Genomic DNA, 12095 nt, shown 5'->3' on the forward strand with positions numbered 1-12095 from the left:
GGGGACCGGCAATGAATGCACCGATGAAACGGCTTTTCGGTCAAATGCCGGACGGCACGGTGGTAGAGCAGTATACCCTGAATCGCGGGGCGCTGTCCTGCGAGATTCTGACCTACGGCGGTGCACTGCGCTCTTTGAGGGTGCCGGGCCGCAGCGGGGACCTCGTAGATGTGGTTCTGGGCTTTGACACGCTGGAGGACTATCGCAGGCAGGACAAATATATCGGCGCGCTTATCGGCCGGTTTGCCAACCGCATCGGCGGCGCGAGCTTTGATTTGAACGGAATGCACTATCCGCTGGCCGCAAACGACGGGGAGAATCATCTCCACGGCGGACTGACGGGCTTTGACAAGCAGGTCTGGACTGTGGAGGAATTCTCTGCCGACACGCTGGTTCTGTCTCTGTTCAGCCCCGACGGGCAGGAAAATTACCCCGGAAATCTTTCCATTCAGGTGACTTACCATTTGGAGTGCAATGGCCTGACGATTGAATATCAAGCGGAGTGTGACCGGGATACCCTCTGCAATCTGACCAGCCACGCCTATTTTAATCTGAATGGGCATGACAGCGGTCCGGTTTTGAATCAGGAAATCCAGGTTTTGGCCTCCCGTTATACCCCCACCGACGCGCATTCCATTCCCACGGGTGTGCTTGCCCCCGTGGAGCATACCCCCATGGATTTGCGTAAACCTGTGAAGATCGGGGTGTTGGTAGACGATTCCTTTGCGCAGCTTGCCTTTGCGAAGGGGTACGACCACAACTGGGCTGTGGACGGAGCACCCGGCTCCCTGCGTCCCGCCGCCGCAGCTTACGGGCCGGAAACCGGCATCACACTGGAAGTTCTGACCACCCAGCCGGGGATTCAATTCTACTCCGGAAACTATCTAGACGGCTGTCCTACGGGGAAGAGGGGCGCCCCCTATGCAAAACGCTGGGCCTTCTGTCTGGAAACGCAGGGCTACCCGGACGCACCCCATCATTCAGGTTTTCCCAGCGCTGTGCTGCGTAAGGGAGAACTGTACCGCCAGACCACGCAGTACCGCTTCTCAGCACGCTGAAGGGAATGTGACGGAGAAGACTGCCGGACCCGTCCCGCATTGCAAAGTTTGCGTTTGTAAATGGAGATAAACCAAAGTGTACTCCTTGATTTTGAAAAATCTTTTTGTGTTTTGAGCCCTTGCGTTATAAGGCTGAAAATGATTTTCAAACCGCTTTGGGGTTAAAAGCCGCCATTCCACGAAAGTGGAATGGCGGCTTTTGCTGTCCGAAAATTACAGTCGGAATTTATCTGACGTTCAATATGCTATGATAAGTGCATTTCGGGAAATTGAGTGCAAGCTGAATTTTTACCCAGCCGTGTAGCATTTTGGATCATGCGGGGGTGTTTATGGTGAAAGGAGGAAGGGGAAATATGAAGCCACAATCATTGCGTGGGGAGGATTGCGCCGAAGAAGTCATCAGGGTTTACAGCAATCTGGTGTACCGCCTTGCCTTTGCACGGACAGGGACAACATACGATGCGGATGAAATATTTCAGGAAGTCTTTCTGCGCTATATAAAAAAGCGGCCGGTCTTTGAAAATGAAGACCACAGAAAAGCATGGTTTATCAAAGTGACAGTCAACTGCTCCAAAAAGCTGTGGGGTTCCGCTTGGAAAAGAAAGACAGTTCCCTTGGCGGAAAATCTGGTTTTTGAAACAAAGGAAGACACAGACCTTTATAACGAATTGCAGAAATTGCCGCCCAAATATCGAGAGGTGATTCATCTGTTTTACTATGAAGATCTGTCTACCGAAGAAATTGCCCGGGTATTGGAGCGGAAAAGCGCCACCGTAAGGACGCAGCTTACCCGTGCAAGGGTGCTGCTCAAAAACCTTCTGAAGGAGGAATACGATGTTTAAGGAAAGATACAGTCATATGAATGCGCAGATTCAGCCAAGCGCTCAGTTGCTGCAAGCTGTTTTAAATGCGGCTTATGGCAGCAATCTCCCGAAAAGCAGAAACGCTTTGCGTCTGAAAAGGTCTGCCGTGGCTTTGACAGCGCTGTGCATTTGCCTGACGCTGGCAATGCCTGCGCTTGCTGCAACAGTGGCCCCCATCTATCGGCTGATGTATCTGGTGTCTCCGGGCACGGCCCAGTTTTTTATGCCCGTACAAACATCAAGCGAAGACAACGGGATCAAGATGGAGGTGGTTTCCGCATATATTCATGATGAGACAGCGGAAATATACGTCACCATGCAGGACTTGACTGGAGATCGCATTGATGGGACCACCGACCTGTTTGACAGCTATTCCATTAACCGGCCCTTTGACAGCGCTGCCCATTGTGAATTGGCGGGGTATAAAGAAGATACCAAAACAGCTATGTTTTTAATTACAATTGATGAGTGGGGCGGCCAAAACATCGCAGGCGATAAAATTACGTTTTCCGTGGGGGGATTTTTAAGCCATAAAAGCAGGTATGAGAGTCTGGAAATCCCAATCCGCCTTTCCGATATTCCTGATGCCGAACAGACGCAAACGGTATCGCCCAACGGGGGCGGCGGCAGGGATAATGAAGGCTATCTGGAGTTTGAGAAGAATCCCATTGCCTTGATTCCCGCAGCGCCTATGGATGTGCTTTCTGTTGACGGGATCGACCTGACCGGGATTGCCTATATTGACGGAAAGCTGCATATTCAAACTGCCATAAAAGAGCCGCTGGATAACGATCATCATGGTTTTTTTTATTTAAAAGACAAAACCGGCACTCAAATTGACGGCAATTACAGCTTTTCTTTCTCCAACCAATATGAACAGCCCGGGCGCATTGATTACCATGAATACGTCTTTGACATCCCCCGGGAGAAGCTTGCAGAATATTCACTGTATGGAGATTTTGTAACCTCCGGAATGAAAACGGAGGGGAAGTGGCAGGTCACTTTCCCGTTGAAAGATGCGGAATAACCCGATTTTTAGGGAAAGTCGATTGCTTCACCGAGCCGAATCAGAAGACACAGTGACCCGAAGAGGTGGCCAAACATATAATAATTTACGACAGGCAATTTATTTTTGTAAATACCGCCGTCCGCACTTTTTCGGATTTACTCGCGCTGACGCATTGCGGTGGAATGAGGTTTTAAATGGATATCGCTCAATCAAAAATACTAATAGGGTCGCCGATCTGTCAAAAACCAAATATTCTGCACGAATTTTTAGAGTCGCTGGACAGGGCGGATAAGGATGGCCTGCATATTGAGTATTTGTTTGTGGACGACAATACGAATGAAGCTTCAAAGGCGCTGCTGGCAGATTTCGGGCAACGAAACGACAATGTAAAGACGATTCCGGGAAAGCAGCTGAACAAGTATCAATGCACCGAGGTTTCCCATTATTGGAATAGCGAGCTTATGAACACGGTGGGGGAATATAAGGACAGAATTATTGAATATGCGATAGAAAATGAGTTTGACTATATTTTTCTGATTGATTCCGACCTTTTGATCAATAAACGGCTGATTAAGCATCTGCTTAACTGCGGCAAGGATATCGTAAGCGAGATATTCTGGACAAAATGGAAGCCGCAATCATCACCTCTGCCAAATGTATGGCTGTATGATCAGTACAATCTTGTGCCTTCTCAACAGTCGGAGAACCTCAGTGAAAGCGAAAAGGCGCTCAGAAGGCTGATGTTTATAAGCGAACTTCAAATTCCGGGCCTGTATAAGGTTGGAGGGCTGGGTGCTTGTACACTGATCTCACGTGCTGCCCTGCTGAAGGGCGTGAAGTTTAAGCAAATTGAAAACCTGCGGATTCTCAAGGGCGAGGACCGGTTTTTTTGCGTCCGAGCGGCGGTGCTTGGGCTTGAGCTGTTTGTCGACACCCACTATCCCGCGTATCACATTTACAGGGAATCGGATTTAGAGGGTGTGCCCGAATATATCGCGAAAAACGAATAACCAGAGCGCCCTTACAGGACTTAAATATCCTGTAAGGGCGCTCTGCATTTAGCGGTGCCGGATCGCCGGGGGAAAGCTGCTCCTACTTTTCAGAAACATGCTCATACCCCTGTTTAAACAGCGGCGCGATATGCTCGTCATCCAGGGAATAATAGACAATCTTCCCGTCCTTGCGGTATTTGATTAACTGGCATTGCCGGAGTGTTTTCAAATGATGAGAAACTGCGGGGCCAGTCATTTTAAGAAGGAAAGCGATGTCGCATACGCACATTTCGGACAGCATCAGCGCATTGACGATTTTCAGGCGGGTAGGGTCGCTCATAGCCTTGAACAATTCTGCCATTTTTATAAGCTGCGTTTGTTCTGTCAGCCTGCTTTTCACATTGCGCACAATGTCTTCGTGTATTACGGTACAGCTGCAAAACGCGTCGTTATCCTGATCAATTGCCACTACTCGATCCTCCAATACGTCAGCGCATATTTATATAGTAACTCTTATTATAGTGTTTAAGTTACCCTATGTCAACAAATGGAGATGCCATATCCCATGTGCCAACACATAAAATGCAAAACTGCAAGGCGTAACATAAATCTTTAAAAGACCGATTTATTAAGGTGGAACGATACGATTCGGTGCTGGCAAATGGGCTGCTGCGGAGTTGACGGGGAAAATTTTGTATGCTATCATGTAGACAAGTGCTTGCTTGTTTATTTATATATATTCAAAACAGAAAGCAATGATATACTTACAGCATGAAAAGAAGATGAGAATGAACCGAGAACAGTGGGAAGCAATTTATAAGCATGATAAAAGCTACGACGGAAAACTTTTTTATGGATTAAAAAAAGGTAGGGTAGTATGTCGGCCTTCCTGTCATAGAGGGGACCACATAAATCCTGAGGAAATCGTGATATTTACCACTCTTGAGGAAGCGGCGAAATTTGGATATCGGCCATGTAAGCGTTGTAAGCCTGAAGATATGCAGTGGTCGGGTGCAAAGGCAGAGGTTGTTTTAAAGGCGAAGAAACTGATAGATCATACATTTGCTGAAAAATTTGACTTATGTGTCATCTCTGAAAAGCTCTTTGTGAATCGCTGCTATTTATGCAGGGTTTTTAAACAAGAAACAGGGATGACGCTGCTTGAATATTGCAATAAAAAGCGCTGCGAATGCGCAAAGGGCCTTTTAACAAAGTCGGAGCTGTGCATTGCCTACATCGCCGTTCAAAGTGGATTTTCCAATTCATCTCAATTTTGTCATCTGTTTAAAAAGGTAGAGGGGAAGACGCCCTGCCAGTATAGAAGGGAATATTTTAAAGCATTTCAAGAAAACTGATGCGTTGGAAAGGTTGTCGGAGTGTTTACAAATGTAAGTATTTATGGTAGATTACACCTTAAATTCAGCAGCGGCGGAGCCTTATGCCGGATTGTTGGAGGCGTGATATGTACATAAATGGATCTGGCCTGTTGATGGCGGTGTTCGTTTTTTTAATGATTGGTCTGTTTCATCCCATCGTGATTAAGTGCGAATACCATTTTTCGGCTAAAATTTGGCCGGCATTCTTAATTGTCGGCATACTCTTTATGGTCTTATCTCTGTTTACGCAGGGAAATATCTCCATCATGGCTGGAATCGTTGCGGCGTCCTGCTTTTGGAGCATTTTAGAGCTAAAACAGCAGGCGAAACGGGTGGAAAAGGGATGGTTCCCTAAAAAACCGACGAAGCCGGAGTAAACAGTTGAAATTTTGCGGGCGGCAGGACAAACTGCTGCCCGTTTTTTATGCGGTAAGACACTTGGAACAACACAGAGTCCGGAATAGTTACGGATAAGGAATGCTGTAATATCCAGACTGTATTTTATTTTTTAAAAATAATTTAAGCCGATTGCAAATTCAAAAGTCAATATAAAACAATTATCTAGATTTAATAAGTCAATAAAAGAACATTCCTAGCATTTTACTGTGATATACTTATTGAGGCATTTATTTCAGGCCTGTTTGTATGGCTTGAGGTTAGCTATAGCTAACATTTTGCGCCCATTACTGTGAAGATCATGTGGGAGGAGCAGTATGCATGGATATAAAAATGTTGGACTACGCCAATCTCCGAGCTTAAATTGTAAGAAGTCTGGTAAACAGAAGGTTCGGTTTGGGAGTGGTAGACAACAATCTGCGGACAGTAAAAAAATGATGATTGATCGCATCGTGGAATCCAGAAAACACGGTATGATTAAACAGGAAACAGACAGAAAGAAGGAAGATTTCGACCATGAAATCCAACTATTTTGCGAGTAAGCTTTTATCAATTCTGCTGCTTGCCCTCAGTGCTTTTTTAACGCTGGGCACGCAATTTGTATTTCACGCCTGCGATGCGGGAGCGGATGGCAGCCATATGGTGTGTCATTGGGCGCAGCAAGGGACGATAGGGGCGGCCGGAGTGCTGGTTTTATTACATATTTTTCACCTTTTGACAAGAGATGCAAGAAGCAGGGCGGCGTTTTTGATCGCCGGACTTCCTGTGACGGTTCTTGCCATGATACTTCCCGGCGGGCTGATTCCACTGTGTATGATGGCGGATATGAGATGTCAGGCGGTTATGCGTCCTGCCGTGTTGACGGTCGGGGGCCTTATTCTGGTGCTTACTGTGATTGCGCTGGTGCTCAATTTCAAAAGGGAACGGTGATATGCCGATTTTCAAAAGCATACCCGTTCAAAACTGCGTGCGAAGGCCTGTCAGAACAGCGGCACTCATCCTGCTATCTGCCTTTCTGAGCTTCTCCGTGCTGGCTGGGTCCTTGGTAATCTCTGGACTGCGAAATGGATTGAATTCGCTGGAAACGCGTCTGGGTGCGGATATCATGGTGGTCCCCTATGAGGCGACCACGAAAGCCGCGCTCTCCGGCTTGATTTTGCAGGGTAACCCGGGATACTTCTATATGAATAAATCGGTTGTGGACCGCCTTTCTTCCGTAAGCGGTGTGGGCCAGATTTCAGAGCAATTTTTTCTGGCATCCTCCACAGCAAGCTGCTGTTCTTATAAGGTGCAGATAATCGGCTTTGATCCTGAAACGGATTTCACGATTTCGCCTTGGGTCCAGCGTACCTATGAGGACGAGCTGGGCGACATGCAGGTTCTGGTGGGAAGCAGCATCAATGCTTTCAAAGGAGACGAGCTGACCTTTTACGGCTCGACCGTACAGGTTGCGGCCAGACTGGACAATACAGGGACCTATCTGGATACAGCGGTTTACGCAAACGAGGATACCATTAAAACGTTGATTTCCGCCGCCAAGGAGAAGAAGATCTTCAACTTTGGAGACGTCGATCCCCAGCAGATTGTCTCCTGTGTGCTGATCAATGTGGACGATGGCTACTCTGTGGAAGAGGTGCTCAACGACATCAATCTTCATGTCAAAGGCGTGCAGGCTGTGCAGACGCAAAGCATGATTTCAGATGTGGCCGGAAAGCTTTCGGGTGTTTCTGACATGACGGGAAGCCTGATTGTTGTGGTGTGGCTGTTGGTAATCATGATTATGTCCGTTGCGTTTTTCCTGATTTCCAATGAACGAAAAAAGGAATTTGCCGTTCTCCGCATGGTGGGCGCGTCACGAAAAAAGCTGCTCTCCATTTTGATGAAGGAAACGGTGCTTGTCAGTGCGCTGGGAAGTGCCGCGGGAGCGGCTTTGGCAATCGTGCTTGTTTCAGCGTTCAGCAATCTGATCGAGTCGATGCTGGATTTGCCGTTTTTGATCCCGGAAATCGGCGGTCTGGGGCTGATAACGGTGTGTTCGATTGCCGTGTCCGTGGCTGCGGGAACGTTGTCGGCCTCTTTGAGCGCATACCGGATCAGCAGGATTGACACGGCGGTGGTGCTGCGAGGTGACAACGGATGATTCTGAAAGCAGAAAGCGTTGGCAGACGTTTTTTTCGCAAACGCAATGGAAGCAATTTTTTCTATGCCGTGCAGGATGTGGCGCTCACGCTCCGGTCGGGGCAGCTTGTTGCGCTGTTTGGCCGTTCCGGAAGCGGAAAAAGCACGCTTCTCAATATGCTGTCCGGCCTGTTGGCTCCCAGCGATGGATGCGTCCTGCTTGACAATACGAATTTGTATCAGATGGAAGACGGGGCACTGTCGCAATTCCGCAATGAGCACTTCGGGGTGATTCCTCAGGGGCAGGCTGCATTACAGTCGCTTACGGTGCTGGAAAATGTGCTGTTGCCCTGTACCTTGTTTCATGATTCCACGCCCCAGACGGAAGCGCGGGCCATGGCGCTGCTGGAGCAGACAGGGATTGGGGATTTGAGAGACGTTCGCCCCTCGGAGCTGTCAGGCGGCGAGATGCGAAGAATGGCCATTGCCCGGTCGCTGATCAGAAACCCGGATGTGATTTTAGCGGACGAGCCCACGGCGGATCTGGATGACGAGAACACAAAGGTTGTTCTAAAGCTTCTGAAAACTGTGGCGGAACAGGGAAAAATTGTGTTTATTGCCACCCATGACAAGGATACCTTTGACTATGCCGACGCGGTCTATCACATGGACGCCGGAAAGATCAAGAAAGAAGAGTGATATGATGCAGACAAGAAAATTTGCGTTTCGCAAGCTGATTGCCGCAACAATGCTGGTGCTTTGTTTACTGCCCAATATGGTGCAGGCCGCTTCGGCGGAGGAGGCCTACTACGCCACATGGGAAGAATATCAGGCGTCGGGGCAGCCGTCCTCAACCTGGAATGACGTGGTTGACGCGATGGAGGTTGTGTTTGAAACCGGCAAGGAGCTTTACGCCGCCGGAGACGCCAAGGGTGCGTATGATTGCGTGAACCATGGGTATTACGGCTATTATGAAACCACCGGATTCGAGCGGATTGCCATGGGCTATATCTCCGGCTCCAGAAAAACGGAAATGGAGCTGCAATTTTCAAGGTGCAAGGCGGTCACCAAAAACAACGGGAGCACCGATGAATTTAACGAACAGGTGGACCTGCTTGCCTCCATGCTGCGTGAGGACGCAAATGTGCTGGACGGCACCACCGGCGGCGATGACGCTTCCGAAAGCTCCGCAACTTCCGGCGGAACCTCCGCCGCGGCAGCCACCTTTGCCGCCTGCTTTTCCATCATTCTGCGAGAGGGCTTTGAAGCAATCCTGATTGTGGGCGCAATCGTGGCATACCTGACAAAATCCGCAGGAGATGACATTAGGCGCCGCAAAAAGCTTGTAAACCCCGTGTACATAGGCTCTCTTGCCGGTATTGTGGCAAGCTTTGTCCTCGCATGGCTGCTCAATCAGCTGAAGCTGGCAAATACCGCCTCGCAGGAAGTGATTGAGGGCGTAACCGCTTTGACGGCGGTGTGTGTCCTGTTCTACGTAAGTAACTGGATGCTCTCTAAATCTGAATCGGACGCATGGGTTTCTTATATTCAGACAAAAACACAGAAATCCACGGAGGGCGGAAGCATTTTTGCTTTGGTACTTACTGCGTTTCTGGCGGTTTTCCGCGAGGGTGCCGAGGTTGTTCTCTTCTATCAGCCTATGCTGGCAAATGGCAACACGGGCAGCGTATGGGCCGGATTTATCATCGGAAGCATTTGTCTGGTGTTTGTCTATCTGGCCATTCACTTCCTCAGCATCAGGATTCCCATTAAGCCCTTCTTTACGGCCACCGGCGTGCTGATGTCCTTAATGGCCATCTCGTTCCTTGGCGCGGGAATTAAGGAGCTGATTGAGGGCGATGTGATCACCATGGTGTCCCCCGACTGGCTGGCCTGGATTCCCACCAATGATCTGTTGGATGTACTGGGAATCTACCCGACGCTCCAGACGCTGGTGCCCCAGCTCATTCTGCTGGTAATTGCGGTGATCCTTTTCGTCATGCAGACAAAGAAAAACCGGGCCATTCATATTGAAGCCGAGAAAAAGCGGGCTGAAGAGAGCGCAATTCTGGAGGCCGAGGAAAAGAAGGCGGCCCACGAGGCGCTGAAAGCCGAAGTGAAAGGAATCCTTGAAGAGCTGCGCGCGGAAAAAGACAGCGCGGCGCGTAGCTGAGCATTTCATTCGTTAATTCACAGGAGAGCCGTATTCAGCTTTTCTTGAGTTAAAATATACTATCCATATTTAGGAGGAAACATTATGAAGAAATCTCTTGCCCTTATGTTGTGCGCGATGTTCACCGCTCTGGCGCTGAGCGGATGCGGCAACACCACTCCCGCATCCTCAAGTGCGCCCGAGGAAGTGGAGTCCAATATCAGCTCCGACGCGGCGGTGGCTCCCGGCGATGCCGCCGGATTCACCGAGTATCCCATTTTTGAGGATCAGGAAGTCGGCTTCCTGAATCTCTCCGCCGTTTACTTCCAGCCCGTCCCCATGTCCAACGGCAACGGCAACATTGAGGACTTCGACATCCATCTGGAAGCCGACATCTCCGCCCTGCAAAACGACCTGGGCTTTGGCGTGGGCGACTGGGTTCCCTATCTGACCGTTGACTACAAGGTTGTCGGTTCCGATGGCAAGGTTGCCGCAGAAGGCACCTGCATGGAGATGAGCGCGTCCGATGGTCCGCATTACGGCGCCAACATCAAGCTGCCCAACGCCGATACTTATTCCGTGACCTTCACCATGCACAACCCCGAGGAGAACGGCTATCTGCTGCATACCGATGCGGAGACCGGCCCGGGCGGCTCCTTCGACGAGTTCTTTGCCAACGGGAATCTGAGCTACACCTATGAAGGCTGGGATTATACTCCCCAGGAGTGGTAATTCCGTCCTAAAGACACTGCGCTGTGCCGGGGAAGTCTCACTCTCCCGGCACAGCGCTTCGGTGCGTAATCAGATAGTGGCTTTCAAAAAGCTTTTTCCCGGCTTTTGATTGATTTTCATGTAGGGGCAGGTATATAGAATGCTAAAATATCTTGTAGAATCAACGGAGCAGCTGGCCTCTTTAATGATGATGGCCGGAATGCTTCTTGCGTATATCCGAATTGCCTATCAGGACAGAGCCGGAACGGCGATGCGGTGCAGCCTTGCCGCCGGCCTGATCAGCGCGATTGTAATGGCTGTTTTTAAAACCATGACCAGTAAGGTGGATACCGGAATCTGGAACCTTTACATCTATGCGGTATCCTTGCTTGCTCTGATTTTGTTTTGGGTGTTCACGATTTTGGGAAAGCGGCTTAAAAAGCTGGAAGTACTGCTGCCCTCCGTGATGATGGCGGTCGAGCTTGCAATGCTGCTTTTGTATTTTGTGCCCGCATTCCTTGAAATGCCGCATACAATTCTTCTTACGGAAGAGACGGTGGCTTCCACGGCGTTTATCGTCAAGGTGCTGGGCATGCTGCTGGGCTTCTTGCTGACGGGTTTAATGGGCGTATCCATCTATCAGGGAACGCTTTGCATATCAAGGAAAACCGCCCTGCTGCTGACCTCTCTGGCGCTGCTGGGCAACACCTTCAAGCAGGTGGCGGCGGCGTTCGGAATTCTTCTGGCCAAGCGGATGATTCCAAGCAATCACTTCCTGTTTGTCACCTCAAAATACGCGTCCAACCTGAGCGATTGGTTTATCTATTTCACAATTCTGATTGCGGCGGCTGTTCCGGTGATCTTGCTGATGAAGAGCCTTTCTGTCACCGAGCCGTATGAAAACAGCGCCCAGCACAGAAAAATTCTGGCCAAATGGAGAAAGCGGAGACGCTGGAGCACGGTCAGTCTTGTTTGCTTTGCACTTGTGATACTCACCATGACGGCGGTGAGCGCTTATGCCAACAAAGAGGTAGAGCTTTCTCCCATTGAGGATGCAAAAATTGAGGACGGCAGCGTGATCGTGCCGTTTGACCAGGTGAATGACGGGCATCTGCACCGCTTCGGCTATACGTCGGATGGCGGCGTGGTAATCCGCTTTATCGTCATCCAGAAGCCGAATTCCTCGGCCTATGGCATTGGTCTGGACGCCTGCGAAATCTGCGGTGAAACCGGATACTATGAAAAAGACGGTCAAATTGTCTGCAATCTCTGCGATGTGGTCATGAACATCAATACCATCGGCTTTAAGGGCGGATGCAATCCCATCGTCATTGATTACAGAATTGAAAATGGAAATATTGTGGTTCCTCTTGAGGGACTGCTGGAATATGAATCGGAATTTAAGTAAGGGGGAGAGGGT

General features: G+C 49.5%; 13 protein-coding genes. 12 read left to right on the forward strand and 1 reads right to left on the reverse strand.

Annotated features, from left to right (window positions below; all coding sequences use genetic code 11):
* Positions 1-11 precede the first annotated feature (11 nt).
* The 4 genes from ABVS15_RS11720 (at position 12) to ABVS15_RS11735 (ending at position 3940) form a co-directional block, all read left to right on the forward strand.
* The gene (locus ABVS15_RS11720; RefSeq protein WP_369283862.1) at positions 12-1058 is read left to right on the forward strand and encodes an aldose epimerase family protein; all 1047 of its coding nucleotides are present in this window, start codon (positions 12-14) and stop codon (positions 1056-1058) included.
* A gap of 353 nt (positions 1059-1411) precedes the next feature.
* Positions 1412-1900: an RNA polymerase sigma factor gene (locus ABVS15_RS11725; protein ID WP_369283863.1), complete on the forward strand. Its 489-nt coding sequence runs from the start codon at positions 1412-1414 to the stop codon at positions 1898-1900.
* Positions 1893-2948: a hypothetical protein gene (locus ABVS15_RS11730; RefSeq protein WP_369283864.1), complete on the forward strand. Its 1056-nt coding sequence runs from the start codon at positions 1893-1895 to the stop codon at positions 2946-2948. The genes ABVS15_RS11725 and ABVS15_RS11730 overlap by 8 nt, the downstream gene beginning before the upstream one ends.
* A gap of 176 nt (positions 2949-3124) precedes the next feature.
* A complete protein-coding gene (locus tag ABVS15_RS11735) occupies positions 3125-3940 on the forward strand; it encodes a hypothetical protein (RefSeq protein WP_369283865.1) in 816 nt (271 codons plus the stop codon).
* Positions 3941-4022: 82 nt separating this feature from the next.
* Here the strand turns inward: ABVS15_RS11735 and ABVS15_RS11740 are convergent, their stop codons facing one another.
* Complete coding sequence (locus tag ABVS15_RS11740) at positions 4023-4385, reverse strand: ArsR/SmtB family transcription factor (RefSeq protein WP_369283927.1); 363 nt, start codon at positions 4383-4385, stop codon at positions 4023-4025.
* A 325-nt stretch (positions 4386-4710) separates the two neighbouring features.
* Here ABVS15_RS11740 and ABVS15_RS11745 point away from each other — a divergent pair, with 325 nt between their 5' ends.
* From ABVS15_RS11745 to ABVS15_RS11780, 8 genes are all read left to right on the forward strand, one after another.
* A complete protein-coding gene (locus tag ABVS15_RS11745; protein ID WP_369283867.1) occupies positions 4711-5277 on the forward strand; it encodes an Ada metal-binding domain-containing protein in 567 nt (188 codons plus the stop codon).
* Between the two features lie 107 nt (positions 5278-5384).
* The gene (locus ABVS15_RS11750) at positions 5385-5675 is read left to right on the forward strand and encodes a DUF4491 family protein (RefSeq protein WP_369283868.1); all 291 of its coding nucleotides are present in this window, start codon (positions 5385-5387) and stop codon (positions 5673-5675) included.
* A gap of 535 nt (positions 5676-6210) precedes the next feature.
* Positions 6211-6624 (forward strand): DUF4418 family protein, encoded by a 414-nt coding sequence (locus ABVS15_RS11755; protein ID WP_369283869.1) that lies wholly within the window; start codon positions 6211-6213, stop codon positions 6622-6624.
* A gap of 1 nt (position 6625) precedes the next feature.
* A complete protein-coding gene (locus ABVS15_RS11760; protein ID WP_369283870.1) occupies positions 6626-7834 on the forward strand; it encodes an ABC transporter permease in 1209 nt (402 codons plus the stop codon).
* Positions 7831-8511, forward strand: coding sequence for an ABC transporter ATP-binding protein (locus ABVS15_RS11765; RefSeq protein ID WP_369283871.1), 681 nt, complete (start codon positions 7831-7833; stop codon positions 8509-8511). The genes ABVS15_RS11760 and ABVS15_RS11765 overlap by 4 nt, the downstream gene beginning before the upstream one ends.
* Position 8512: 1 nt before the next feature.
* Positions 8513-9985, forward strand: coding sequence for an FTR1 family protein (locus tag ABVS15_RS11770; protein WP_369283872.1), 1473 nt, complete (start codon positions 8513-8515; stop codon positions 9983-9985).
* 84 nt (positions 9986-10069) lie between these two features.
* Positions 10070-10696: an iron transporter gene (locus ABVS15_RS11775; RefSeq protein WP_294856239.1), complete on the forward strand. Its 627-nt coding sequence runs from the start codon at positions 10070-10072 to the stop codon at positions 10694-10696.
* A gap of 139 nt (positions 10697-10835) precedes the next feature.
* On the forward strand, positions 10836-12083 hold the full coding sequence (locus tag ABVS15_RS11780) for a Fe-S-containing protein (RefSeq protein ID WP_369283873.1): 1248 nt from the start codon (positions 10836-10838) through the stop codon (positions 12081-12083).
* Positions 12084-12095 lie beyond the last annotated feature (12 nt).

Source organism: Oscillibacter sp. GMB15532, from assembly GCF_041020825.1.
In the GTDB taxonomy this organism is placed as follows: domain Bacteria; phylum Bacillota; class Clostridia; order Oscillospirales; family Oscillospiraceae; genus Oscillibacter.

What these genes read in the sequence shown, in the direction of transcription:
- ABVS15_RS11720 (WP_369283862.1), top strand. Translation starts at nt 12, where the DNA reads ATGAATGCACCGATGAAACGGCTTTTCGGTCAAATGCCGGACGGCACG.
- ABVS15_RS11725 (WP_369283863.1), top strand. Translation starts at nt 1,412, where the DNA reads ATGAAGCCACAATCATTGCGTGGGGAGGATTGCGCCGAAGAAGTCATC.
- ABVS15_RS11730 (WP_369283864.1), top strand. Translation starts at nt 1,893, where the DNA reads ATGTTTAAGGAAAGATACAGTCATATGAATGCGCAGATTCAGCCAAGC.
- ABVS15_RS11735 (WP_369283865.1), top strand. Translation starts at nt 3,125, where the DNA reads ATGGATATCGCTCAATCAAAAATACTAATAGGGTCGCCGATCTGTCAA.
- ABVS15_RS11745 (WP_369283867.1), top strand. Translation starts at nt 4,711, where the DNA reads ATGAACCGAGAACAGTGGGAAGCAATTTATAAGCATGATAAAAGCTAC.
- ABVS15_RS11750 (WP_369283868.1), top strand. Translation starts at nt 5,385, where the DNA reads ATGTACATAAATGGATCTGGCCTGTTGATGGCGGTGTTCGTTTTTTTA.
- ABVS15_RS11755 (WP_369283869.1), top strand. Translation starts at nt 6,211, where the DNA reads ATGAAATCCAACTATTTTGCGAGTAAGCTTTTATCAATTCTGCTGCTT.
- ABVS15_RS11760 (WP_369283870.1), top strand. Translation starts at nt 6,626, where the DNA reads ATGCCGATTTTCAAAAGCATACCCGTTCAAAACTGCGTGCGAAGGCCT.
- ABVS15_RS11765 (WP_369283871.1), top strand. Translation starts at nt 7,831, where the DNA reads ATGATTCTGAAAGCAGAAAGCGTTGGCAGACGTTTTTTTCGCAAACGC.
- ABVS15_RS11770 (WP_369283872.1), top strand. Translation starts at nt 8,513, where the DNA reads ATGATGCAGACAAGAAAATTTGCGTTTCGCAAGCTGATTGCCGCAACA.
- ABVS15_RS11775 (WP_294856239.1), top strand. Translation starts at nt 10,070, where the DNA reads ATGAAGAAATCTCTTGCCCTTATGTTGTGCGCGATGTTCACCGCTCTG.
- ABVS15_RS11780 (WP_369283873.1), top strand. Translation starts at nt 10,836, where the DNA reads ATGCTAAAATATCTTGTAGAATCAACGGAGCAGCTGGCCTCTTTAATG.